This is a genomic window from Nostoc sp. 'Peltigera membranacea cyanobiont' 232, assembly GCF_002245985.1.
Classification (GTDB): Bacteria; Cyanobacteriota; Cyanobacteriia; order Cyanobacteriales; family Nostocaceae; genus Nostoc.
On record NZ_NOLK01000039.1, the window covers coordinates 41,254 to 67,828 of the forward strand.

Consider the following 26,575-nt stretch of genomic DNA (forward strand, 5'->3'; position numbering starts at 1 on the left):
TCTGGTATGAGCAGCATGGGAAGGATTATGCAGATTATGAATATGACGAGGATGATGAGGAGTACGAAGATGAAGGCGAGGAGGAATAAACTCAATTCTCCATTAAATTGTTAAAGTAGGGAATGTTCAAGCAGAAATAGAAAAGCTGTTCTTCACCACCATCGAGACGATACCGCCATAAATGCTGGGCAAATTTTGGTTGAATCGGGGATTTTAAAAGTCATTATCCGTAAAGGGAACTATGGATGGTAAAAACCTTTGAAAAGATGGGTAAAATTGTAATCTTGCTTCATAGTCATCTGTTTGTGACACTGACAGTTCAATTATTTGCTGATTTTTTTCATCAAAGAGCAACTGGATTTGATAATTAGTCCAGAATTGGTCGCCTAGTTCATCTTCTAAATCAAAAAGTTTTTCTTCATCACCCCATATATTTGACCAAAGTCCGATCCTATTAGCGCGAAAATGATTTTGACCATTTGCATCTCCAATGACAAAATATGCTTCGACATTTAAATCAAATCCCAAGTCATCGACCTCTACCTCTGCTATTTGACAGTTAACCACTATCAAGGTATCGGGGTTAACGTTTACTACCTGCTCTTGGCGCTTTAATAATTCTTGTAATACAAAATCAGGTAATAGCTGAGAACTTCCTTCAAGGGCTTGTTTTTGAGTTTCTGGGGAGTAACGAGTTTTTAACTCTTGCGTGATTAAAGTTAAAATATCTTCACTAGCTAAATTGACAACTATCTTTTTATCTGCGGTATTAAGAAAACTTCCAACATTCAGATTAATGTGTTTTTTAATTGGCATAGTTCTGTAAAATTATTTTAAGTTGAGCAGAGCATTCACAAATCAAGCGATTTTTTTTTCAGAAAAAACTACTATCTGATTAATTCTGACAACATCTGCTCAAGAATATCTTCCATAATTTCTTCGTCTAGGGAGTGCAGAGTTGGTGGGCCACCAATAAATTCTTTGATAGTGATATTCTGTTCTCTAAAGTCTTTGACAAAATCCCGAATCTGAGAAACAACCTTAATTTGATTTTCTATCGTTTCTAGCATAATAGCCATAGAGTCAATGCCTTTTTTAGCAGCTTTGCGAGAATCAGAAACCATTGTTCCTTCTGGAGTATTTTTTGCTAAACGCAGTTCCAGTTTCAAGTTTTCATATTGAGTCAGGAGAATTTGATTTTGCTGTTCTATAGTTCGACATTTACGAGTTAAATCATCTTCACTATTAAGATCAATAATTTCTCCCACTTGGTGAAGTCGCTCAATTTCGAGAAGTCTTGCCAAATCACCTTCTTGGTAGGCTTGATTGATTGATTTCATGATTTCTGTATTATATGTCTGTGTCTCGCTGTCTTTTACCTTGTCCGGGTGGAAGATTTCAGCTAACCTCAGAAATGTTTCACGAATTTTTCTCTTAGACTCTGTTCTACCTACAGACTGAGATTCTACAGATTCTTGTGTTTGCCAATGTTGATAGCGACCTTCAGCAGATTCTCTGAAAAAATCTGATTCGGGTTCGGGGTTGTCAAACAATTCCTCTAGCTCTGTTGAAAATTGTTTGCCATTGGTTTTTTGACTAATGATTCCTGTCAACTGGAGTTGAAGGTAAACTGCTTCTATATTTTTGAAGGTTTGTTTACCAAACTTTCTAGTAGTAAAGATTTCCTCAAAAAGAGTATGAATATCCTGGTCTAACTCAGCCATTTTTTGGAAGCTGGGACTAGCTTTATGAAAGATTTCTGTGGCGAAAATTCGCGTCTGTTCAACAAAGTTATTCAGTTCTGTCCGTTTTCTCTTAATCTGCTTGAGTAGTGATTGGTGTGATTTTTCTAGAAACTGTAAGCGGATATGTAATTGAGAGAGAGCCAGTGGAGTTGTAACAGTCGAGTGGGATAAAGGTGGGGTTTTTCTAGGCATAGAAGATTTATGCTTTTTTTATGTAAAAAACTTTAACGACAATTGACACCTCAGTGATGATACATGAATGCCTACTGAGACTAATTTTCTTGAGACAGCTGTGCCTGTAATTGCTGTACTTGTTCTACGGTTAACCCTGTTACTCGCACAATCACTTCAGCTGCTATACCCTAGCGCAATAAGTTTACCGCAACTTTTTCCAAAGCTTCCTGTTGCCAACTGGTTACAATCTCCATAATTTCCTCCTGTTCATCTAATCCCATTGTACTGATTGCCGCTTGAAACACCTGTTTCTCAGTATTGTCGAGCCTCAAATACGTATCAACAAACCCTGAAATCAATTGCATCCGTGCTGGGTCTAACTTTAACGTCGCCAGCAGCCGCAAACATTCTGCTTTCACCTGCGGACGTTCCTCACGGCGAATATTCATCTTCGACATTAATGCTGCTGCCACCGGATTTGACTGTGTTAAAAAATCTCGCATTCCTTAAACGATTCAACTGAATTGCTGCAAACTGAAATTCCAGCACCTTGAAGTCGCCAAATATGACCCGATAATTTTGAGGTTCGGCGCGTTTGGGTTCGTCAAACGAAAAAACTACAACTGGATATCCATTCCATAGAGCATGGTAGTATTTGGGGGTGTAAATCGAGGCATTTAAAATGGCAATAGAAGTGTTTCCATCATAATTTTATTCCGACTATGGACAGAAATCGTATTTCTTTGAGAATACCGTCTCTGAGATGGAAAAAACTTAGTATTTGGTTACATTTCGTCTGACAATGTAAAATCCCAGACATCATCCTCCCACCAAGCTTGAGAAATAATATTCTGAACATCGCAATCATTATCTTGATCTGAAGAAGGTTGATAAAGTCTTAAATTAAGTGCTTCGGCAAACCTAACATCGCATTCATAAAATATCTTTTTGATGATAGAATTGACTCCATTGGGATAGATATAAAAACAAACTAATTCTTCTCTTTCTGAAATTGCCACTAGTTGACGTGCTACGACTTTACCTTCTGAGTTTCGAGCGTAGAGAACCTGTTTATTAATATCTAGAAGAACCGCAACTGCTGAATAAGAACATAACCCTCCAAGTGCGAGACAACTCCCCACATAAGTACCCAGCTTTAATACCTCCAGTGGTTCGTTCTCTAACTTAATCTCAATCAAGCCAAACCCATCAACTTGGGATGTGTATTCAATTCCCTGCGTCCACATTTTGATATTGATACAACTATGCTTTTTTAACCAAGTTTGTGTCAGAGGATGATTAAGTAAATAATCTAAATTACCTCCCCAATAAGCCTTCAAAAACTTTCTAAAAGAACGAAAATTATCATCAATAATACCCAACATTGAAAGAGCATGTCTAATATTTTCCCGTTCGGGATTGACATCAAAATCGCGTTTCAATGTATTCAGGATTAAATGTTCAAAAATATCCAAGCGGGTAAGTTGAATTTGCTTACATATCTTCTGGAAACCACGATTGATTTGCTGTTCACTTAAAGATATTTTTCCTTGGACATAATCGCGGATTTTGCGTGGAATTGGGTTACTAAATTGGGAACCACATTGGCTATCAATAAATTCACAAGCATCCTTTATAGGGAGTAGAGTAATATTCTCAGTCATGATGGAATGTTGGCTGAATGCTTTGACCACTTTTTCACTTGTGGGAGTATTAAGAGTTCCCAATAACTTGGCAACCTTAAAGATTTTGTGAGGGAATTCAATAAAGCATTGGATAATAAAATTATTCAATTGTTTGCTAATTGGTGCAATTCCCTCTGCAATTAACTTACTATTATTATCTAAATAACAAGCTTCTTCAAGACGTAAAAAACTAGCATCGGGTGCATTGAGAAATATAGATATATCTGCGGTTTGTAAATAAGTAATAAAAACCGCGATCGCTTTTACTGCATGACTCTTTTGACTAAAAGGAGACTGAGCTAAACGTTCCACTATTAAGTATGCATAAGGAATCAAATCGAGTTCGTAAGTTTCGATCCAAAACCAATAATAAAATTTTAAATCATCAATTGCTTTTTGCTGATATTTTTCTGTAATTCTACTTAGGAGATTTTCAATGTTATCAACTTGCCCTTTCAGAAAGTTCCACTTGTATTTTTGAATTTCAGCCTCCCGATTTGTTGCGGGATATAAAGAGATAGCCCAACGATAAAAATTGAGATATTCATAGGCAATCTCTTTTGGATATTTCGTCCAATCAATGCGTAAAATAATGTTACCGAACCCTGAAAGTTGTCCACATTTTTCCCAAATATCTAGGGGTAGGGAAAACCTATACTCACCAACATTTCCCAGATGAGCAATCAATTTTTCCACAGCTTCTTCTGGAAATAGGCAATCTCCATCTAATCTATCTAAATAGTCAAACCGATGATATTCTGATGGATACTTAGAAGCTAATTGAAATCCACCCAGCATATAATCTACAGAAATCCCTTGACTGAATGCAATAAATAAACAATAAAGTCGGTATTCATAGTCGATATCATCTGTTATTTGGTTGAATCGCTCAATATCATCTAGAGAGAGTGGATCAGTAGAATAAATCTGATTTTCAATCAAAATTGAAGTGAACGTAAGACGACGTGACTCAGGTTGTTGGGTAATAATGTGACACCATTTCAATGTCTTATTACCATTGTTGAGACTTAGCAAACGACCGAACGCGAGTAAAAGATTAAAATTGCTGTCTAGTCCAAGCCCCCAATAGATCGATAAATATTCATTTACATTTTGCCAATTCAAACCCTGTAATGAAAACCATAAATATCGATGAAAATTTATAGGTAGGGAAGGATAATCTACAGCAGCATGTAGATCATGGTGGAATGCATAATATGGATCGATAATTAATTTTTCCTTGGGTATCGATGACAAAGAGCGAATATCGTACCCCACTCTTTGAAGTTTTTTCAAAGCCTTTACCCAATGTTGGCTTAATCTTAAAAGTAGTTGGTTTTGAGATTTGCGCTCGCACAAATATAATCTCAAATCAACTTGAGTAAATATCTTATGTTTTGGTGGTTTATACTTAGTTCCTTTATATGCTCTAGGATTTGCTGCTGTTGCTTTAATTATCTGCTTTGGACTATTTATTGGTAAAATTGGCAACGTTGCCTCTGGTTCTAACGGTTCGGATACCGTTTCCAGCAAAATTACTAAAACATGAAAAAGAGTTTCCGCATCCAGTTCGTCAACACAACTAATAAAATTCCATGAAGCAATTAATTGCTCTTTATTGGGAACGAGCGATGTTGTCAATAATGAGAGAGGAGATTCGACAATTTCATATAGACCCTGTGTTGAATCTATACCCATTCTGGTTGGATTATCAGTTTTTGGCTCTAGTTGATGTCGAACTCGACTCACCCAACCCATCAGACCATTGGGTTTTCTAATTAAACTGAGCAAACAGTCCATAAACAGTGCTTAATTCATAAGCTAATTTTATCAAAAAAGGCAGAGGGCAGTTCTTGCTGCAAGCAGTAAGCTGTCGCATCTTTAATTTTCCAGAGTATTCTCGTTGCAATAAGGGTTCTAGACCATAAAAAGTGCAAGTTATAAGCACGACAGCTTATTCCCAACTGAGCCTCCAGCAAGAACCTCTTGCCCAAAGGAATAATTGTATTGCCCATCTCTTCTTTTGAGCGATGGCGCTTTTTTCTCTTCAGTGCTAACTGCTGAAGCCGCTCAATTTCAGTTAATACATCTTCCGGCTTGGTTTCCATTTCTAAATCAGCAAGCTCACTGTCTTCATCATTGTCAATCCCCATTTTGTCTTGAATCGCATCAAGCATTTGTAATACTCGTGTGACTTCATGCTCTGTCAGTAGCGCGCGCAATTTGTAAATTTAAGTTTGTTCGATATTCACTTTCTTCACTGAGGCGGTTTTGACTAATTAACACAAATGTCATTAACTCTTGCTTATTGCGAAATTTTTAGGCTATCGCTTTGGGGCTTAAAAAATAATTAAACGCGAAAGGAAAGATTTTTTCGTTGGTTCTCAACCTTCGTTGTGATCAAGAGTCATTTAGATGTGTTCACCCTACCAATACATTCCCGTTACAAATCAAAATCAAGGCTGAATGTTTCACCATCAGAATCTTCTTCCTCCTCTGTAAATGAAGTTGCAGTCCTTGAAGGGAGTTTGTTATCTTCAGTATTAATTGGCGTGAAAGCTACTTGTTGTGTGGGAAATGCACCCTTCCTGAAAGCAAAATAGCAATCAATGATAAAGTAGAGCGTCTCTAGGTAACTCTTGCCTAGTTGCTGTGATTCGGCAAATATCCGCTCTCGGTAGCTATCTTTGATCCGAACTTTTTCTGGGGTTAAGTCAAGTTTGTCTGCCATTGTTATAACTTTACTTAAGAGATGTAGTAGTNTGGATTCTTGCTGGTGATGGTTTTTGCCATCTCTAAAAGCCCAGAGACATTGGCTTCTACCGGATTGTCCAAGATTTTGAAGCCGTTTTTCTCCAACAGCTTCTTAAATCCAGGTAAGAGGCAGCCTCCACCAATCGCCCAGATTTCATCCCCCTGGTGCTTGGCATCAAGTGTCAGATTCACCACTTTCTTCAAGTATTTTTCATACCAATCTTTAAGACTGGCACTGTATATATCTTTGATATCGATGTCACGGCTGTATCGGGTATGCCCCATTTCTAAACAAAATCGGATTTTGGATGGATCTCCGATTTTTCCACCATTTAGATGTTTCATTTTTTGGGAGATATCATCTATGAGAACTTCTACACCGATGGGGTAAGCAGTGTGAACTTCTCGTTGACCCCGGTTGTAACGAGAATATAGGGTTGTTCCATTACCAAAGTCTAAAATGGTTAATTTTTTCGGGAGTGGATGCCCAAATAATGCACCCATCCCCTCTAGTACAACTTTCAGCACTTCTACTTTCACGTCTGATTGTTTGCCAGCTAGTATCGGCTGATATTCCCCACTTAGTACTTTTTGTAGTTCTGATGCCAGACCAACATCATGTAAACTGACGACTAATTTTAAGTGCCAAGCCTTACGGTGTGGCAGATGTGCTAATGCACCCAATAAAGTCAATAATGCATTATTGACTTTGTTTTCATTATTGTCTGTGTTGCGGTCAAAATAATTTCCTGTACGGTAAGCTGACTCTCCAACGGTGTAAGCAATGCCGTTAAAAACTACACGTCCTGGCACATCTTCCATCTCGGCATTAGTTATATAGCTGGGGACACGAACTACTTCAAATCCTTCGACTAAAAGTTTTAGGCTTCCGTAACCGTTATCGAAACCCGCAGGAAAAATTTTTTGTAAGGTGTGAATGTTTGACATCTGCTCCAAGTAATACACTTTAATTTTTGAAAATTATCTGTTCAAGCGATCTGCAAGAGCAAGAGAAAGAAGAATAAAATAACCTCCCCTTTTTTCCTAATCTCAAGAGCTTATCATAACCCCTTGGGGGCTAAATGGGGTACAAAATGTTAATTAGTCAAATGTACCCCATTTAGCGCCTATATGTACCCTATATAGGGGTCAAAATCTCACCAAAGTCTTGAACTATTGCTGGGGTATATATAGCCCCTATATAGCCCCCATGAGGAATTTTTGAAATCTTTTTTATCAACACAGCAGAAATTAATTTAGATGGTTGGCTGTTTGATTTATACTTTAATGCCTCTGTAAGATGTTCAAGGTGATAAGCGTGGTCTAGCATGATCGTGATTTTGGGGATAGCGACGGGTTTCGACTGGAAATAAGCGATGTTGAGAGTTAATATCTCAATTAAACCTGCATCATTCGAGACATTCGCAGGGGTGCAGTGTGTAAAGAAGGGAAAGTTGGAGTAGCTAAAAAATATTGCTGGAATAACCTATAACTGCTGGATTTGAATCAAGAAGGGGCAACTGATCTACAAATGGGAGTGGAAAAGTTTAACCTTTATAATTGGCTAGTCCAATGCTATGTTCCTTTTTTTTTGATATCTTCCCACAGTTACACTTCAAAGATGTTATTGATGGGCTACTGGTAGGTGCTAGAACAGTAGTAATTAGCGAATCTTAGAGCAGAAGAAATTAACCTTAGTCATATACAAGGTTATGAAACTAATGTTAGTTTCATAAACGATCCGTATATTATGTATCAAGTTGCCACTATCAAAGATTTGAGGAGCCTTGTTATGTAAAACAACCTTTTTATGAAATCACGATTTTTTTGAATTAACTCAGTTGTTGGTAATAAATAAAACTAAGAAAGATGTGAGTTTTAAAAGACATTGTAATGAAAAAGAAAACAGTTAAAAAGCAGATCCGGCTAACAATTGCTAGTAATGCAGGCGGGTCAGGTAAAACCACGGTAGCAACCCATTTAGCATATGCTGTAGGTGCCAAAGGTTACAAAGTTACCCTAATAGAACTCGATCAAAACGGCTCACTATGTATTTTTGCAAGGCTTGCACCAGCATCAATGGAGCAGTCTCTAGCTGCTGTCTTCAAAAAAACATTTACAGGTGACTACCCACTTGTTCCACTTTGGACAGAACATCTTTCCACGGTTACGGCTATTCAAGGAGGAAAATTTCTCGAAGAAAGCATTGCAGAAATATATAACTATAATCGCCGTCACTACACACTGAAAGATAGATTAGAAGATTTTCCCTTAAATAGCGATTTGATTATCTTTGATACTCCTGCTTCCTTAGAGCCTATGGGTTTGATTGCACTAGCAGCTTCTACACATGTGCTTGTTCCTATCAAACCAGAATATAAAGATACAGGAGCTTTCGCAGGTTTTTTAGATTGGTTCTATAGTAAAGTAGACGATTTGAGATTGAAACCTCAACCTGAAATATTAGGGTTTGTACCTACACGAGTAGATTTATATGGCGTTGGGGCACATCGAGATATTTTAGGTTTAGACAAAAAGGGCAACCTCAGAACTGATATTGAGCCTGAGAGAACTCTTCCCTTTCTAATTAAACAGATGGGAATCCGATGCTTTCCCTACATTCGAGAATCTAATTACTACCTTAAAGCTAGTGGTTCTGGATTACCCTTAAATTTATATCGACCTGGTTATGATGCTAGTGAAGACTTTAAACCTATTGTGACTAGCTTAATTAAATTGATGACAGAGGAACTGTAATGCCAAGTAAAAAACCTGTAGAAATTAGTCAACTGTTTGGCCAAGCAGGTCAGTCTCAGCAAATTCACCAACTTAAAAGTCAGATAGAGAAACTCGAAGTAGAAATTATACAGCTGCGAACAAATGTATTTAGTTCAGAAGAAAAAATTACATTAGAGCAACAAATTGAGCAACTCACTAATCAACTGGCTACTCAAGGAGGGATACATGAAATTGCAGTAAATCTTATAGATCCCGATCTGGCTCAACCGAGACAAACGTTTCCTCAATTAGTAATCCAAGAACGAGCAGAGAGTCTGCGTCGGCAAGGTCAGCAAAACCCAATAGTGCTTATTCCACAAATTGATGGACGCTACAAAATATTTGATGGAGAACTCAGATGGAGGTCAGCTCCACTTGCTGGAATGACAAAACTGAAAGCTGTCTTTCTACCTAAAGAAGAAACTTCAGATGAAGTCGTAGTTTTTGAGGGTCAACTGGTAAGTAGTATTCACTCACAAAAACTTCATGACCTTGACTTAGCAACTGCTCTTATTCGATTAATTATTTATAAATATCCCGATCTGAGCGGAAGAGAAGACGAGATTCCAAAGTTTTTGAATGCTTTCATTAACCGACTAGTCCGTAGCAAGAAGCTTCAATATCTCGCACTGATTAAAGATTCTGATTTGATGACACAACAAGAATGGCTAGAAACATCTGATTTCAAGGAACATGAGGAACATGAGATTGTCTCAGTTTTGTTAGGACTACAACTCAATCCGGTATCGATTAATAACAATATCTTTCCTCTTCTTAAAGTGACAGAAGACCTAAAAAATGTCATTCGCTCTGAAGGGTTAGAAACCAGCAAAGTAAGAGAACTCAATAAGTTATCCTCTGAACAGATGAAGATTGATGAATCTAAAGCTCTGATGATTCGTACTCAGGTAACTCATCGAGTCATCGAAGAAAAACTATCATTGAGCCAAACTAAAACACTAGTTAAGCAAACCCTAGAGCAGTATAGTGCTTCTAATTCTGAAGCCAAGCAGAACAAACAGATGAACAAAACTATTAAGGATATCCAGTCAATAAATTTAAAAATATTGGAACAGACACGACTTATTAAACTACGCCAAGTCCTTCAGGAAAAGCTCGATGAGATTAAAACCCTGATGTAGTAAGCAGTTTTTGTAATTTTTAATATAGTTATCCCGGACAAAGTGAGTTACCAAGTCAAGGTGTCATATACTTTGTTCTAAACGTTTTTGCTCACCTCGTTGATAATAGGTATAACCAGCATCGCTTTACTGCGAAAGCTACCGCCCTCCTCCAGCACCCAAAAAATCAGTAGTTCCACTTAAGAAAAGGAAGCCTAGAACTATGACATATAAGAGTGATGAAGGGAAATTAGGGTGAGTTTTAGATGACACTAATGCTGGGTGTGCCATATAGTATTTATGTACTATAATTAACTGACTTCCAGTATTATAATAATGTGCGGCCTCTTCTAACAGGCAATGTCCACTCCCCCTAATCTTTCCCCTCAACAAGTAAGTGCCTTTCCTCAACACGAAACAATCACCGGAGTCGTAGAACGCCTAACTTTTTACTCTGCTGAGTCAGGCTACACTGTGGCAAGGCTGACGCGCCCCCGAAGCAACGAACTCACAACAATTGTCGGTAGCTTTGCTAATATTCAACCCGGTCAAACTCTACAACTTACGGGTTTTTGGCGTGACCATCCTCAGTTTGGGCCACAGTTCCAAGTCATCAATTACCAGGAAACCAAACCAGCCACTCTCACCGGAATTGAGAAATATTTAGGTAGTGGACTTATAAAAGGTGTTGGCCCAGTAACAGCCAAACGCATCGTAGCTCACTTTGGACTTGAAACCCTCGATATTATCGAAAACCAGATTGAACGACTGATTGAAGTCCAGGGTATTGCCAAAAAGCGGATCACTCTCATCAAAAACGCTTGGTCAACTCAAAAAGCGATCAAAGAAGTGATGGTATTTCTCCAGGGGCATGGCGTTTCTACCACTTATGCTGTGAAGATTTACAAGCAATATAAGGATGAAGCAATTGCCACTGTTACCAAAAACCCCTACCAGTTAGCAGCCGACATCTACGGTATTGGCTTTCTGACTGCTGACAAGATTGCAAGAAATATCGGAATTGCCCCTGACTCAGAATTTCGTTACCGTGCGGGGATTATCCATTGCCTAAGTGAAGCTGCCGAAGATGGTCATTGTTACCTGCCACAAAGCGAACTGATTGAGTCGGTAATCAAACTGCTGACAACCGAATCTCATCAGCCCACAGAAGAAGCGGTCGCGATCATTATTAAAGATATGGCTTTAACAGACGACCTGATTAGAGAGTGGGATGAAGAAAAAACACTACTTTGCTACAAGCCGACTTACTTTCATACGGAACAGAATTTAGCTCAACTGATACGCCAACGCTTGGAAAAACCTGTTGGCACTGACATTGAGCGTGTGCGTGATTGGATTGACCGCTTTACAGCCAACCGTAAAATTCAGCTTTCAGAACAGCAACGCCAAGCTGTAGAAACAGCAGCCTATTCCAAAATCATGATCCTCACTGGTGGCCCTGGCGTTGGAAAGACCTTTACAACTCACACGATTGTCAGCCTGTGGAAAGCAATGGGTAAATCCATAGCCCTAGCTGCACCCACTGGACGCGCTGCTCAACGTTTGGGTGAAATGACTGGGCTGGAAGCTAAAACTATTCATCGCTTGTTAGAATTTGACCCCCGCTCAAGGGGTTTCAAGCGCGATAGCGAAAATCCTTTACCCCACACGGCAATTATCGCTGATGAAGCTTCGATGCTTGATTTGTTTCTGGCTTACTCCTTAATTAAAGCAGTACTAGCTGGCGCTCTACTGTTGTTGGTGGGTGATATTGACCAGTTACCATCTGTGGGGCCAGGTCAAATACTCGCTGATTTGATTAATTCTGGTCGTGTGCCAGTAGTGCGGTTAACTCAGGTATTCCGCCAAGCTAAAACTTCTGCAATCATCTCTGCTGCTCACCAAATTAATCGAGGAATTTATCCGACAATCGAGCCAATCTCCGACAATCCTGTGTCTGACTGTATTTGGCACGGCGGCGGACATCAGCCCGAACATGGTGTACAGGCAATCTGCGAGTTGATTAGCGATTTGATTCCACGGCTGGGTTTTAATCCTGCTACTGATGTGCAAGTACTTTGTCCAATGTCGCGGGGCTTGGTAGGGACTCGCAACCTTAATACTGTGTTGCAGCAGTTGATTAATCCACCCAGCCCAAACAAGGTGGAGATTAACAGAGGTGGAAATTTATTACGCGAGGGCGATCGCATCATCCAGCTAACCAACGACTACAACCGCGAAGTCTTCAACGGCGATTTGGGAATAATCCTCACCATTGATACTGTCGAGCAGGAAGTTACAGTACTGTATGGTGAGCGGACTGTGGTTTACGATTACGCTGACCTGAATGAAATTGCCCTTGCCTGGAGCATTTCGATTCATAAAAGCCAAGGCTCAGAATATCCGGTGATAGTTCTGCCAATCTATATGCAGCACTATATGATGTTGACCCGGAACCTGTTTTACACTGGTATAACTCGTGCCAAGAAGTTAGCGATCGTAGTTGGCGCAAAAAAAGCGATATCTCTGGCGGTGCGCTCTACTGATGACCAACAGCGCTACACAAGGTTGAAGCAGAGGTTACTTCAGACAGGACTGAATTGGTGATATGTTTTGGTTCTTCAAAATAGAAAACTTTATTGAGCTATTTGATTTATACTTTTAAATTCCTTGGTTTAAAAAAGTGTTGATTTTGTATGTCCAGCCTGAGTTCAGACATGGTTCGCATCTATTTGCAAGAAATTGGTCAGTATCCTTTATTAAAGCCAGAGGAAGAAATCGCTTATGGTAGACAGGTACAAGAAATGATTGTCATTGAGCAATCTAAAAATGAACTCACTCAACAGCTAGACCGCGAACCAACTTTGACTCAATTAGCTAATGCTGTCGAAAAAACCGAAGCACAAGTCCGAGCAGCACTACACCTTGGCCAAAAAGCCAAACAAAAAATGGTAACAGCTAACCTGCGATTGGTAGTATCTGTTGCCAAGAAATACCAGAACCGCAATTTGGAATTTCTAGATTTGATCCAAGAAGGAGCAATCGGTTTACAAAAAGGTATAGAAAAGTTTGATCCCAACCGAGGTTATAGGCTATCAACCTACGCTTACTGGTGGATTAGTCAAGCTATAACCAGAGCTATCGCAGAACAATCCCGCACTATTAGATTGCCTGTTCATCTAACTGAAATACTTAATAAAATCAAGAAGGTGCAGCGAGAAAGCTTTCAAAAACTCGGTCGTCATGCCACATCTGAAGAAATAGCATCAGCATTAAACATAAGCACAGATAAACTTCGAGAATATCTCACCGCTTCTCGCACGGCGATCTCTTTAAATAAACAAGTCGGAGATGAGAAAGAGACAGAGTTGGGTGAAATTTTAGCCAGCGATGCCGCTTCACCAGAAAAACTGCTTACCCAGGAACTTCTATCGCAAGACGTAGCTAAATTCTTAGAACCATTGACACCGATTCAACGTCAAGTGTTGACTTTAAGCTTTGGGCTAGAGAACGATCAGCATTTCAATCTCGCTCAGATTGGCCAACAGCTAAACCTCAGTCGAGAGCGGATTCGTCAAATCCAGGTCAAAGCTATAAGTATTCTCCGCCATCGACAAAACGACATGCAAGAATATTTATTTGAATAAGTAGAATTACTTTCGTCAGATGATGCACGGTTCTTGTAGAACTAATTTGTCTAAGTCCCGCTATTTATAAAAAGGTTATTTCTCAATCTCTCATTTGTAGGCTTAAACGTTTCTTCAATCAATACTAGATTATATTTATATTCTGCTAAAATCTTAAAGTTCTGCTAAGGCGATCACCACTCAAAATGGAAGATTCGCAAACTCAAATTTGAGCCAGGATTCAAATTACTCGTTGGTCTAAGCTAACCGACAGGATTCCACAACGGCTGATGCACAATGCAAATGTCATACCATTTGCCATGTCATTTCCTGCCCCGCCCCCAAAGGTACAAGCCCAGATTCCATAAATGGAACTTCATCAGGAACGCGCCAAGTCGTTTTGGACAAGGTAATTCGCTCGGTATTACGCGGCAGTTGATAAAAATCTGGGCCATAGAAGCTAGCGAACGCCTCCAGTTTATCCAGGGCTTTCACGCTTTCAAATGCTTCGGCATACAACTCAAGGGCGTGCAGAGCCGAAAAGCATCCCGCGCAGCCACAGGAACTTTCTTTGCTGGTGCGGGTATGGGGAGCGCTATCGGTACCTAGAAAAAACTTCGGATTTCCCGACGTTGCTGCTTGCAACAAAGCCTGACGATGCTCCTCCCGTTTCAAAATGGGCAGGCAATAAAAATGGGGGCGAAGGCCGCCTTTGAACAGGGCATTACGGTTAAACAACAAATGTTGTGGCGTAATTGTTGCCGCGATAGTGTTGGCAGACAGGACATACTGCACCGCATCGGAGGTGGTGATATGCTCAAGCACCACCCGCAGGTTGGGAAATCGCTGCTTGAGGGGGATTAAATGTCGCTCGATAAACACCTTTTCGCGATCAAACGTATCAACATCGTTATCGGTCACTTCCCCGTGCAGTAATAACGGCATGTCCACCTGCTGCATCGCTTCAAAGACGTGATCACCCTTCCGAATATCTGTCACACCGGAGTCTGAGTTAGTCGTTGCACCGGCTGGGTAGTACTTGACCGCTTTGATAAACTGGGATTCTTTCGCCCGGAGAATGTCGTAGGGGCTGGTGTTGTCGGTGAGGTAGAGCGTCATCAATGGCTCAAACTGTTGTCCCTCTGGAATGGCGGCGAGGATGCGATCGCGATAGCAAGCCGCATCTGCCACCGAGCGGATAGGGGGCTTCAAGTTCGGCATGATGATCGCGCGGGCAAACTGACGCACCGTGTAGGGCAGAACCGCTTTCAGTGCTGCACCGTCGCGGAGATGCAGATGCCAATCGTCAGGTCGGGTGATGGTAAGCTTTTGCATCCTTTCATTATAAAACGGCAACAAGGGCCTCATGAAAATAGGGGCGATCATCCAGATAGGGTATGGGGCGATCGCTATCTATGATACTGCACTCAAGTTTGCTCCGAATGACCTCAAAACTCTTAAGCGCAAGGGTTTCGCTCTCGAAAAGCTGTCCGAGCTACAGTTATCTCAACAGCATTATACAGAGGCTATTAAGGCTTTAAAGCAAGCGATCGCCTATGATAGTGCCTTTTCTCGATAGCACAGTGATGCAATTGATATTAGTTATCACGGAATGATGATTGAAAGATTAGCCGAACTATACTTAACCAACAAGCAGCAGTATACAGAAGCATTCGCAACTTATCAACAAGCACTTGCTACTTATGAAACTGCCATTCAACAATCTTGAAGTGGCACACACACTTCGCAAGCAATAGTTTATTGGTCTAATACCAAGCTTGGGTGTAAATCAAGCCATCCACTTTGTCCAATCGGGCGCATCTGTCACCAGTTGAGCAAACTTTTGAGGGCAAGCGCCTTCAAACTCCAGCATTACACCGCAACTTCAGGCGTAACCCCTTCCATCCTTGAGCTTCTTGCGTTTCGAGACTATGGTAAGATTCAAGACTATGCAGGAGAAACTTGGTTGACGCTCAAACAAGATTTACTGCAAACACTGCAAAATCAGCCAGATTTGGGAATAGGAGAAGCTCAAGTCGATATTTTCCTCCATGAAGGATCAATTGATGATGCAATTAAAACAGTAGAAAGAGATACTTACTATGATTCCAAACTGGTTCATTGAGTCATGGATGCAGCAGTTTCCCATCGTGCAGATTGGGTAATTGATAACGCAAAGCAGACGGGCAGAACCAATTATGGAACAAGGAAAAGCTGACCGTTATGACGCTGCGTTAATTAGCTAAAAAAATCAAAGCTGCTTATATTCAACTAAGGTAAAAAGCTGAATGGTCTGCTTATCGCTCGAAATTAGAAGCGGCTCATGGACGTAAACGTAAATTAATGGAATTATTTAAAGAACTGAATTAATAGTATGATTAATTTGGCTAATGATACCACAAGATTGCAAACAAAACTCGCTCATATATACTTCGAGTTACATCCTTCCTTACAAAAAATTATTCAGTTATTTTCGGTAATTTATGCACCGATAGACAAAAATTCCTTCGTAAGTTGTCTTAGTAAAACTGGTGCTTTAGATGAAAAGAATAAACCTTGGGGTACTAAAACCCTTATTCCCCAAATTGATAAATTGTTAAAAGCAGGCTTGTTAGTACAGGAGAGCAGACAAGGTGCTGAATGTCATCCGTTACTCACAGAAATAGCTACTCGCCATGCTGTACAAACCGGACAGTTTGAAATCCTCGTCACAGCAGTAGAAGAGAAGCTACCAATACGTACTCACTGGAACAGAGATTCTCGGATTTTCTCCAGTCTGCGCCAGTGTATCAGAGAAATCCGCATTGGTATTTATCGCCAAGACCTTAATTTTATTAATCAGCAAATTGAAGATTATCAGAAGTACAGTGATAGTGAAGAAAAAATAGTAATAGAAAATATCTTTGAGCAGATATACAATAATCCATTTGATGCAGATTGGTTTAAGACCCTTCCACTTGGATTATATGAAAGTGGCATATCAAGTATCCTCTTCAATTCCGCCTTAAAATTATCTGCTTGTGAAGATGCGTTGACGCTGCTAGAAGAAGAATGCTCTAACAGTGAAAAACATTGCTCAGATTATTTACACCTGATTTTGACAGAACAACTGTTGTTACAGGGCTGTACCCAAGAAGCACAAGAAAGTTTGGAGCGTGTATCAAATGACTATCAAAATAACGCTGCGATCTTTTGGGGTTGGTTAAGTTTTCTGCGGGGTGAAAATGAACAAGCCATAAAATATTATACAGATGCCCTGAAAGCGATCAAAAAGGCTACAGGCAAACGGCAAATATATTTCAATACAATTGGGGGCTTATTTTTTATCCTCGCATTGTTAAAAGATGGTTCAGCGCAAAGCCTCCGAGAAGCAGAAGAGCATACCCGTTTGATGTCCCGTCAAGGGGATCATTGGCTCAGGTTCACTTATGGCAGACTGAACATGGTATTGCTTGTTCAGCTTGGCGATATTACCCAAAAACAATTTGTAGTCAGTGGTCATATTTCTTCCGTGGAAGAAGAAAATAGCTTACAAACATTGTTTTGTTCACTATGTCTTTACTGGATGGATGCAGAAAGTGCTAAAAAACGCTTACCTAATTTACTAGAACCATTGTATCGGCGATCGCTTGCCTCTGGTTATCACTGGTTGGCAATGGAAACCGCAGAACTCCTATCCCGGCTCAAACCTAGTAGCAATTATAATAAACTTGCTCCCGCACTGCGAGAAGATAGCAATATTCAAACCATCGTAGACTTAATTCGACCTCAAGAAGCCTGGGAAATGTGCCTCAATGCCTTGGCAAATCTCCAATCAAGGCCACAAACATCCCTAAAACCAGAATCGGAACTACGTTTAGCATGGTTCATAACCTTCTATCCTAGCAGATGTGTCTTGCAACCACGAGAACAAAAAGTGAATGCCAAAGGGGAATGGAGTAAAGGTCGCCCCATAGCCCTCAAGCGTCTGAATAGTGCATTATCTGAGTTTGATTACATCACACCCCAAGATATGCGGGTATGTAGTTGTATAGAAACATATAATGATGGCTCTTATTACGGGAAAGTTGATTATACCTTCGGTGAAAAAGCCATCTCTGCTTTAATTGGACACCCGTTAGTTTTTTGGGAAGATACACCGACTATTCGTGTAGAAATTGTCAAGGGAGAACCGGAACTACTGGTTAAAAAAGGAAAACTTGATCGTCTCACCTTGGAATTTTCTCCCAAATTACCAGAATCACAAAATATTCTGCATATCAAAGAAACCCCAACTCGGATCAAAGTCATTGAAATTACTGCCGAACATAGACGCATTGCGGAGATTATTGGTAAAGATAATAAATTAAACGTGCCTGCCTTCGCCGAAAAGCAAGTTTTGGCAGCGATTAATGCCGTCTCTGGCATAGTTACCGTACATTCTGACATTGGTGGCGGACTCGAAGGTGCAGAAGAAGTACCCGCCCAGACTCTACCCCATATTCACCTTTTACCTGCTAACGCCGGCTTGAAAATCAGCCTTTTGTCACGCCCGTTTGCCCAAGGTGGCCCCTACTACCGTCCTGGTACAGGTGGTGAAACAGTAATTGCCGAGATTGACGGGAAACGTCTGCAAACCAGACGAAATCTGCCCCAAGAGAAACAACTTGCTAAAGCCGCCATCAAAGCCTGTCCCACCTTGACGCGAACTGAAGAACAAGATGGTGAATGGGTTATAGCTGACCCAGAGGACTGTTTAGAATTGCTGCTAGAACTGCAAACGCTGGGAAATAACATAGTCATAGAATGGCCACAAGGAGAAAAACTGCGTGTTAGCCACAATGCAGACTTGAAAGACTTTAATTTATCAATTCAACGTCAGCAAGACTGGTTTGCAGCCACTGGGGAGTTGAAATTGAATAACGACCTCGTGCTGGATATGCAGCAACTACTAGAATTATTAGAGAAAACCCCCAGCCGTTTTATTCCCCTTGGTGATGGTCAATTTTTGGCTTTAACTCAAGCTTTTCGGAAACGCCTCGACGAATTACGGATGTTTTCGGAAAAGCATAGTTCATGTATTCGTTTTCACCCCTTAGCAACATTAGGGTTAGAAGATTTTGTCGATGAGGTAGGTAAGGTAAAAGCAGATAAACATTGGAAGGCACATAGAGAGCGACTTAAGGAGGTGCAGAACCTCCAGCCAGAATTGCCATCTACACTTCTTGCAGAACTACGTGACTACCAGATAGAGGGTTTTTGTTGGCTAGCGCGTCTGGCACATTGGGGTGTGGGTGCTTGTTTAGCAGACCAAATGGGACTCGGTAAGACCTTGCAGGCATTGGCTGTCATTCTCAGAAACGCCCATGAAGGGCCAACCCTAATTATTGCGCCCACTTCTGTGTGCATGAATTGGGTGAGTGAAGCGCAGAAGTTTGCCCCAACTCTGAATATTATTCAATTTTCTGGTGCTAACCGCCAAAAATTATTAGATGGGTTACAACCATTGGATATGTTGGTATGCAGCTATGGTTTATTACAGCAGGAAGAAGTAGCGCAAATGCTTTCTGGTGTACAGTGGCAAACGATTGTCCTGGATGAAGCCCAGGCGATTAAAAATATGACCACTAAACGTTCTCAGGCAGCCATGAACCTAAAATCTAATTTTAAGTTGCTGACTACTGGGACTCCGATTGAGAATCACCTGGGTGAGTTGTGGAATTTGTTCCGTTTTATTAATCCTGGGTTATTGGGTTCTTTTGAAAGCTTTAATCAACGCTTTGCTACCCCCATTGAAAAATATCAGGATAAACTTGCACGTAATAAACTCAAAAAACTGATTCAACCATTTCTGTTGCGGCGGACGAAAAATCAGGTATTAGAAGAGTTGCCATCTCGTACCGAAATTCTGTTGCATGTGGAATTAAGTCGAGAGGAAAAGGCATTCTATGAAGCGTTGCGCCGTCAGGCCATATCTAAACTTACCGAAAGTGATGCAGAAGCAGGAAAGAAACATTTGCAGGTTTTGGCTGAGATTATGAAACTGCGTCGTGCTTGCTGTAATCCTAGTTTGGTTATGCCTGATACGGAATTATCCAGTTCCAAGTTGCAACTTTTTGGTGAAGTGCTGGGTGAACTGCTGGAAAATCGTCATAAAGCCTTAGTGTTTAGTCAGTTTGTTGACCATTTGCACATCATCCGCGATTACCTCGAACAGCAAGGTATTAATTATCAATATTTAGATGGCAGTACTTCAGTGGCAGAGCGCAAAAAACGGGTCGATGCATTCCAAGCTGGTTCAGGGGATGTCTTTCTGATTAGTCTCAAAGCAGGGGGTACAGGACTTAATCTGACTGCGGCTGATTATGTCATCCATACAGACCCTTGGTGGAATCCCGCAGTGGAAGACCAAGCCTCAGACCGCGCCCATCGCATTGGGCAACAACGCCCTGTTACTATTTATCGTCTAGTAGCAAAGGATACTATTGAAGAAAAGATTGTCCAATTGCATCAGCACAAGCGAGATTTGGCAGACAGCCTATTGGAAGGTGCTGACATGAGTGGCAAGATATCAACGGAAGCCTTGTTACAGTTAATTAGTGAAGGTTAAAGCATTTACCAAGGCTTTTTTGACAATAATCGCTCATTCAGTAAGTTGCTTTTATCTGACTTGAGCGAGCGCTCTCCAGGTGGGGTCATCTCACAAAATCGCATTGCTCCTACTTTTTAGTGTACTGAGTGTATCTTAAGTTGCCACGGACGTGATAGCATACCTTAAACAATTTTAGATAGCATACCCAATCCATGAACCAAGTTCGACTCCCTAAACTTAGCATCGCCGTGATTGGTTTGGTAATTGCAAGCGTATTTCATGCTACTCCCGTGCTGGGAGCTATTCTAACTAGGCAAGAATTTTCAGGTGATTTTACCTTAGTCGATGCTACTAGCCCATTCCTTACGAACTCTTTGCCAAAAGAGAGCGAATATTCTGGATTCGTGGTTTACTCAGAGTCCGGGACTTTGAGCGATTGGGAGTTATCCGTCAACAATCTAGACCTGAATTTGAAGAGAGGATCTACTAATGGCGGTAACTTAACCCCAGATGTTGATTTTGAGCTTGATTCTAGGTCGAATTGGAATTTAGTAGTTGATTTTGGCATTGCTTTTGATGCTCCAAGATATACCTTAGAAAAAACTTCAAGCTCTGAAATTACCTTGACGGGTGAAGTGGGACGGGCAGGAACATACATCTATCAAGATTCTGCTGCCAATATTACCCTGAGTTCTTCATCTACATCAATACATGAACCCACTTCCCTGCTAGGTCTATTGTTTGGAGTTGGTGCAATTGCTGTCTCTAAAAAAGCTGGTAAGACGAAATAGTAAAGCATGAATTACTCAACTCTTTACCAAAGCTTTATCGATCTACACCGCCACCAACCAATCGCATACCACAGACCTATACTCGCTCCCAAAGTTAACCCAAACCTGCCATTGCCCCAAATACCCATTCCAGTAAGGCTCACCATCAGCTACCCCAATAGCCGCGCCAACTGCGGAGACTAGCTGTTGGTAGAACTGACCAGCGCTGTCCAAACCTTGCTGCAATTTCAGCTTCAGCCCCTTCCAGGCTTGGGTAGCAGGACTTTCAACCTGATTTAATGTTTGGGGAATGTCATCTGATATTGTGCCAGTCACTTGTGTTGGGAACTCTATATTATTAGTGACTGACACCGACTCACTAAGAAACACTTCATCCCAATTGAACCACTGGCGAAAAATCGAATCACGCTGATCATCAGGGGCAACAAACCGATAAACGCACTCCCGATTTTCACGCTTGCCCAATCGACCAACATAATCCAGTTTCAAATCAATCTTGGCAAGTAATTTCTGTGCGATCGCAATCGGTGTGTGTTTTTCCGAGATACTGACATTCAAGTAATTCTTGATAACGTGCCTGTGCTGAACAGCCAGCACTTTAAACTCCAGCATCTTTTCATCACTACCACGCAACTGAACGTCTGGTGTAAGAAACTGTAACAGATTCAGATTTTCGAGTAACAGTACAGCAGGCAATAGCTGCCCCTTGTTAAAATCCGGTTTCCAAATCGAATTCTCCCCAGCCTCTAATTGCGCTTTTGCCCGTTTCGCATCACGGGTTGTCAGAAACTCTCGCCCCAGCGTCAAATAGTAGTGCATTCTCAGTTGAGGATACCACCCATCGTCATCTTTCTCGACCAAATCAGGGGTTACGTCAACTTCGTAGCGACGAGATAATTCAGCCTTGCGCTGCTGATGTCGTTCAGTTTTCGTTTTCGCCCTTTTATCTTGCAACTTCTTGAGTTCAGCCCCAGAGAGTTCATCAGAATTAGCGATCGCTTGACATTCACTAGCGTACAATTCCTGACTTGCCGCCTTAACCGACTCGATAACTGCCCCGCTTTCATCATCATCAACATCCGAGGCATCAATAATGGTATACCCATCTTCGACCAAACCCGCAAGCACAGACTCTCGATAGCGCCGCATCTCAACGTTAATCACAGAACCACGTTTGCCCCAGGTTTGCAATGACTCCGGCTGAAAATTCTGGTCAACATAGCTGTAGTCATCATTATCCGCCGCCGACAATAGCGCAATGTTCGCCTGTGTTGCGACATGTTGACTTCTGAGCAATCCTCCTATCGTTGTGGAACCATTGCCCACAACCGACATCCCCCACTCTCTGACCCAAATGTGACGGTCAACAGTTTCCCTAACCCTTGCCAACATCTGCCGCACAGAGTTAACCGGTTGCACTCCCTGAAAAATCCCCCAAACACCATCAAAATGTCCTCGAATGTCGATGCTGACCCCAGTTTCTAAACTTGGAGAGGCAATAACCAAATCATACTGAGTCAGAATTTCGTTCAGATGAGCAATACAGCCGAAAGCCGCATGAGATGGATCAGCAACGGATTCGCTGTCTATTCGCAGAATCCGCAGGTGTGGAAATTTGCGGCGAAAACGTTCTTCAAGCGCTTGGGTTCCCCATTTGGATTTTGCTTTTTGAGCAGAGCAGCATAGTAAATGATGCCCACCTTTAGAAATCGCCTTGTCCAGTGCAGCGATGAGATTTTTCGGGTTACTTCCAGAGTAGTTGTAACAATTGCCAGCTACGTGACGATAGTTGTTTACGATTACAAACGGGTTAACTCGATATTCCCCAGCGAGTGATAAAACATACTTCACATCTGTGTCAGAAACATCAGCGCTTGATAGGTAAATCTTTCCCTGACTGCTGCCCAAAATATTCTGTACCAGTTGTTTGAGGTTTTTGAGAACAGATACCCGACGTTTCTGCACTTCCGTACCAGAGTTAAGCAAATGCCAGAATACTTGGTCGCACTCGTCAATAATTATGACATCATTAGACCAGTCGTTTGGATTGAATCGGGCTTGACTTTCCTGGTGCAGTGAATCAACACACACGCCATATCCTAATAATGTGCCTGTTTCATTTGTGCGGACTTCGGTAACATAGTTAACACCAAAGCGATTACACAATGCTTCGCCTAGCTGGATGCGATGGGTGATGATTAATACTCTCTGTCCCTGGTCGTGTGCTTTCGCCACCTCAGTTGCCAGCCATTCGGTTTTACCAGTACCTTTGGGAGCCTTGAGGATAATCAGTTTTTCACCTTCCGGGACGAGAAGCTGGCCCAAGAATCTTTGGTTGAGTGCGATCCCAGGCGGGTAAGTCAGCAAAGTAAACAGCTTAATCTCCCACAACTCCAGTGCAACGGCTGTATTGTAAAGTGCGTCAAAGGCTTCCTTCCCCTTCGCAACGATAAAATCATCAACCCCTTTCTCTGGCCCAAAAGGTAAATCAATCACCCGCAGCGAACAACCCTCATTTACCAGCAGCCGTCCCATGCGACTGATGGCGGTTCTGACTCGCTGTACAGTTTCGGGCTTATTATCTTGGTCAAAGCAAATGTTGACCTGTCTCCCCTCTGTTGCAAAATACTTCAAGTCGGGAATCAGAAAGGGTTTGCCATTAGCTGTACCATACTCATCAGTAGGGGTGCGGTATCCAGCGTTAACACCGGGAATTGCGATCGCAGCATAACCAGCAGTCAGTAAGCAAGCAGCTTTTTTGACACCTTCAACAATTGTCACTGGTACGTTGTGCCGCCAAACCCAATGCCAGAAGCCCCCAGGATGCTGCAAGTCCTCTTCAGTAATGGGGATGCCGCTACGATTGGAGACTTTCACCCAGATGCGATTCGGGACTAAGAGGAAGAAAGCGCGTGTCTCTTCTCTATATGGGTGTTCATACTTAATGAATTTGTGAATTTTCTGGCGATCTCTTCGGGGCTGGTCGGGTTTGAAGCAACCCCACATCATTAGCGCGTATTCGTTGAGCGGGTCAATCCCATTGCACCACCACCCGCCGAGTTCAATGTGCTGGTACTTCTTCAAGTCTCTGTCTCGTAAGCGCCCATCGTTGCGACGGGAGATTTTGGGACTGTAGAGCAAGTATTCGTAAGGTGTTGTGCCGTGGAGCGATCGCACATTCAGGGCAATGATTTCTTCGTCAACGCCACTGTTGAGCCATTCTTGTTGATGTTTAGCTTGAGAAGCAGATTCGATTATACGCATATTCCCTCTCTTTTTTGACGCATGAAAATGGAGCGGCATTGCATCCATGCCGCCGATTCAACTTTTTGTGAGCGTACTGGCTATGAGGTAGTCATCAAGCCAGCCACAGCGTTATTTGCCCCCTCCGGTGTGTGGACGGAATGTGAGATTAATACGGGTGCTAACCACTTTGCTGGTTTTCGGAACCTGATGCAGATGTGTAGATTGGCAACCGGGGTGCATCACAAGCAGGCTCCCGTGTTCGAGCCAGAAATCTGTTAGTTTGCCATTTCTCGGTTTGATTTGAAACTTGCGAACACAGCCGAGACTTACAGAAGCGATCGCTGGCTCATATCCCATCGATGGTTCATTGTCGGAGTGCCAGCCGATGCTATCCTGTCCACTGCGGTATTGATTGCCGATGACGATGCGGAACTTGTAGCCAGTTAGCGCAGTGATTCTGTCCCGCAAGTTAGACAGAGGTTCTGTCCAAGTCAGGGGTTTTAAAAATACGCTGTTGGAGTAGAGATAATCGCAGGCGTAGTCACCGTAAATGCACTCCAGACGAGGGACAGGCATTGTTTTACCCGCGATCCTGATTTGATTCTGTTGCCATTCCAGTTTCAAGCAGTGTTGGTAAAGTTCATTGGCAAGTTCCTGGCTTAAGAAATCGGGGTAATAAGTGACTGGTAAAACTGGGGTTGATTCAGTGAATAAATTCAGTTGTTGCATGGTACTTTTCTCCAATTAAAGAAAGTATTCTGAAGACCATTGCTGTTAGTTTTGGTTGGCACAGAAAACCTCAATCAACACACTCTCTGGATACAAACCAACTCTCCCAAAGCGTGGGTCATGAATGCGTTCTATTTCTATTCCTTGTTTCCGACACAATGCACTTGCCTTTCGACCTTTAGTACCCGCTTCTTTAACCGAGATTTCTAAACCTTGAAGATTGGCGAACCCAACAACACTATATTTGTGACCACATGGGGTATTTACTCTGTCTTGCTCAACTTCAACCGCTTTGAGACGGTGCAAAATTTCAGTCTGTTGCTGTTGTTGTTGGAGTAAATGCTGTTCTTGCTCTGCCAGTTGTTTAGCGATCGCTGCAAGTAACTGTACTTGAGTCATTGACTGCTGTTGTACAGGCTCTTGACTCATCATCACTTTCATTAAGGTTCTGTTAGCCCAGATGCGGAACTCGACAGAAACCCACTGAGCTAAATCAATGGCGATTTCTGGGTGAATCCAAGTACCTTGAGAACTGCCATAGCCATCAACTTCGATGACAAGAGACGATATCGGGATTCCGATGTCGTTTGAAAGTGCTGTCCAGTAAGCTTTTGTGGACTTCCTTTCTTTGTAATGCCCCCAAGACTTATTATTTGCATGGCACATCTGAGTTGCATTTACGTAGCCTTTGGGTATGCTGTATTTGCCTAGCTGCCCAACTTCTGGCATTTGGTTAATATCTGAGTCACGCCATTTGTGTATCAACATAATTAACTCCCTGGTTATTACTCAAACAGTGAAGAAAGAGGAATTGCAATCTAAGAAACTCAAGCATTCACCCGCAGCAAACTTTTTTCACCAACCAGTGAGAAACGATTTGATATAGTTGGTGTATTAATTAACGTTGGCGACATCAATTCAACAAGGTAAAACCAAGAATTATGCACTAGCGCAATCCCCAGAATCAGCCGTTGTTTTGTTCCTTTATCGTGAGAACAGAGGATCACTCTTTCGCCCAAAACAAAAGCAGGTTTTTCCACAGTGATGGCTTCTAATTCCCCAGTCCCGATGATTTGGTTCTGTGTGGCGTGGAGGATTTCTTTACCGCAATCAATTGAATAAATCCAACATTCGTGTTTCCATTGCATACCGCAGCAGTAACCGAATCTCCTTGTAGTTATTAGAAAAACTCTCTCCAGTAAATTAACTGCAACAGGTGGAATTGTTTCAGGGTTAGCGCGTCTCAAACCCTATTGACAAGCGAACTTGCCCGATCAGCAATCAAGTTGGAAACAAAGTGGCACTATCCGAGCTAGGGTAATATTTAATCCATTTAGTTGCAAGCTCAAAGTAAT

General features: G+C 41.7%; 20 protein-coding genes. 8 read left to right on the forward strand and 12 right to left on the reverse strand.

Annotated features, from left to right (window positions below):
• Nucleotides 1-213: 213 nt before the first annotated feature.
• The 7 genes from CDG79_RS43765 to CDG79_RS15475 form a co-directional block, all read right to left on the reverse strand.
• Nucleotides 214-816, reverse strand: coding sequence for a hypothetical protein (locus CDG79_RS43765; RefSeq protein WP_223269828.1), 603 nt, complete (start codon nucleotides 814-816; stop codon nucleotides 214-216).
• Nucleotides 817-887: 71 nt separating this feature from the next.
• Nucleotides 888-1,937 carry a J domain-containing protein gene (locus CDG79_RS15450; protein ID WP_094330340.1) on the reverse strand — a complete coding sequence of 350 codons (1,050 nt, stop codon included), beginning with the start codon at nucleotides 1,935-1,937 and terminating at the stop codon, nucleotides 888-890.
• A 170-nt stretch (nucleotides 1,938-2,107) separates the two neighbouring features.
• On the reverse strand, nucleotides 2,108-2,422 hold the full coding sequence (locus CDG79_RS15455) for a hypothetical protein (protein WP_094330341.1): 315 nt from the start codon (nucleotides 2,420-2,422) through the stop codon (nucleotides 2,108-2,110).
• 282 nt (nucleotides 2,423-2,704) lie between these two features.
• Nucleotides 2,705-5,404: a hypothetical protein gene (locus tag CDG79_RS15460; RefSeq protein ID WP_094342888.1), complete on the reverse strand. Its 2,700-nt coding sequence runs from the start codon at nucleotides 5,402-5,404 to the stop codon at nucleotides 2,705-2,707.
• 14 nt (nucleotides 5,405-5,418) lie between these two features.
• On the reverse strand, nucleotides 5,419-5,781 hold the full coding sequence (locus tag CDG79_RS15465; protein ID WP_094330343.1) for a hypothetical protein: 363 nt from the start codon (nucleotides 5,779-5,781) through the stop codon (nucleotides 5,419-5,421).
• A 266-nt stretch (nucleotides 5,782-6,047) separates the two neighbouring features.
• The gene (locus tag CDG79_RS15470; RefSeq protein WP_094342889.1) at nucleotides 6,048-6,335 is read right to left on the reverse strand and encodes a hypothetical protein; all 288 of its coding nucleotides are present in this window, start codon (nucleotides 6,333-6,335) and stop codon (nucleotides 6,048-6,050) included.
• A gap of 14 nt (nucleotides 6,336-6,349) precedes the next feature.
• Nucleotides 6,350-7,306: a ParM/StbA family protein gene (locus tag CDG79_RS15475; RefSeq protein WP_094342890.1), complete on the reverse strand. Its 957-nt coding sequence runs from the start codon at nucleotides 7,304-7,306 to the stop codon at nucleotides 6,350-6,352.
• Between the two features lie 945 nt (nucleotides 7,307-8,251).
• On the opposite strand from CDG79_RS15475, the gene CDG79_RS15485 reads away from it, so the two are divergent.
• From CDG79_RS15485 to CDG79_RS15500, 4 genes are all read left to right on the forward strand, one after another.
• A complete protein-coding gene (locus CDG79_RS15485; RefSeq protein WP_094331605.1) occupies nucleotides 8,252-9,115 on the forward strand; it encodes a ParA family protein in 864 nt (287 codons plus the stop codon).
• Entirely contained in the window at nucleotides 9,115-10,278 is a 1,164-nt protein-coding gene (locus CDG79_RS15490; RefSeq protein WP_094331604.1) for a ParB/RepB/Spo0J family partition protein, read from the forward strand. Before CDG79_RS15485 ends, CDG79_RS15490 begins: the two co-directional genes overlap by 1 nt.
• Before the next feature lie 339 nt (nucleotides 10,279-10,617).
• Nucleotides 10,618-12,864 carry an SF1B family DNA helicase RecD2 gene (gene recD2 / locus CDG79_RS15495; RefSeq protein WP_094331603.1) on the forward strand — a complete coding sequence of 749 codons (2,247 nt, stop codon included), beginning with the start codon at nucleotides 10,618-10,620 and terminating at the stop codon, nucleotides 12,862-12,864.
• A gap of 89 nt (nucleotides 12,865-12,953) precedes the next feature.
• Nucleotides 12,954-13,904 carry an RpoD/SigA family RNA polymerase sigma factor gene (locus tag CDG79_RS15500; protein WP_094331602.1) on the forward strand — a complete coding sequence of 317 codons (951 nt, stop codon included), beginning with the start codon at nucleotides 12,954-12,956 and terminating at the stop codon, nucleotides 13,902-13,904.
• Between the two features lie 285 nt (nucleotides 13,905-14,189).
• Here CDG79_RS15500 and pyrC read toward each other — a convergent pair whose 3' ends face one another.
• On the reverse strand, nucleotides 14,190-15,218 hold the full coding sequence (gene pyrC / locus CDG79_RS15505; protein WP_094331601.1) for a dihydroorotase: 1,029 nt from the start codon (nucleotides 15,216-15,218) through the stop codon (nucleotides 14,190-14,192).
• Between the two features lie 31 nt (nucleotides 15,219-15,249).
• On the opposite strand from pyrC, the gene CDG79_RS15510 reads away from it, so the two are divergent.
• The 4 genes from CDG79_RS15510 (at nucleotide 15,250) to CDG79_RS15525 (ending at nucleotide 21,245) form a co-directional block, all read left to right on the forward strand.
• A complete protein-coding gene (locus CDG79_RS15510) occupies nucleotides 15,250-15,462 on the forward strand; it encodes a hypothetical protein (RefSeq protein WP_094331600.1) in 213 nt (70 codons plus the stop codon).
• A gap of 264 nt (nucleotides 15,463-15,726) precedes the next feature.
• Nucleotides 15,727-16,008 carry a hypothetical protein gene (locus tag CDG79_RS15515; RefSeq protein WP_094331599.1) on the forward strand — a complete coding sequence of 94 codons (282 nt, stop codon included), beginning with the start codon at nucleotides 15,727-15,729 and terminating at the stop codon, nucleotides 16,006-16,008.
• Between the two features lie 249 nt (nucleotides 16,009-16,257).
• Complete coding sequence (locus CDG79_RS15520; protein WP_094342891.1) at nucleotides 16,258-20,472, forward strand: DEAD/DEAH box helicase; 4,215 nt, start codon at nucleotides 16,258-16,260, stop codon at nucleotides 20,470-20,472.
• Between the two features lie 194 nt (nucleotides 20,473-20,666).
• Nucleotides 20,667-21,245 (forward strand): PEP-CTERM sorting domain-containing protein, encoded by a 579-nt coding sequence (locus CDG79_RS15525; protein WP_094342892.1) that lies wholly within the window; start codon nucleotides 20,667-20,669, stop codon nucleotides 21,243-21,245.
• A gap of 42 nt (nucleotides 21,246-21,287) precedes the next feature.
• Here the strand turns inward: CDG79_RS15525 and CDG79_RS15530 are convergent, their stop codons facing one another.
• The 4 genes from CDG79_RS15530 to CDG79_RS15545 all read right to left on the reverse strand — a co-directional run bounded on the left by CDG79_RS15530 (nucleotide 21,288) and on the right by CDG79_RS15545 (nucleotide 26,467).
• Nucleotides 21,288-24,509, reverse strand: a complete 3,222-nt coding sequence (locus CDG79_RS15530) for a plasmid replication protein, CyRepA1 family (protein ID WP_094342893.1) — start codon at nucleotides 24,507-24,509, stop codon at nucleotides 21,288-21,290.
• Nucleotides 24,510-24,620: 111 nt separating this feature from the next.
• The gene (locus CDG79_RS15535; RefSeq protein ID WP_094342894.1) at nucleotides 24,621-25,220 is read right to left on the reverse strand and encodes an alpha-ketoglutarate-dependent dioxygenase AlkB family protein; all 600 of its coding nucleotides are present in this window, start codon (nucleotides 25,218-25,220) and stop codon (nucleotides 24,621-24,623) included.
• A 45-nt stretch (nucleotides 25,221-25,265) separates the two neighbouring features.
• Nucleotides 25,266-25,988: a KilA-N domain-containing protein gene (locus tag CDG79_RS15540; protein WP_094342895.1), complete on the reverse strand. Its 723-nt coding sequence runs from the start codon at nucleotides 25,986-25,988 to the stop codon at nucleotides 25,266-25,268.
• A 59-nt stretch (nucleotides 25,989-26,047) separates the two neighbouring features.
• Nucleotides 26,048-26,467 (reverse strand): DUF1392 family protein, encoded by a 420-nt coding sequence (locus CDG79_RS15545; RefSeq protein WP_094342896.1) that lies wholly within the window; start codon nucleotides 26,465-26,467, stop codon nucleotides 26,048-26,050.
• Between the last annotated feature and the right edge of the window lie 108 nt (nucleotides 26,468-26,575).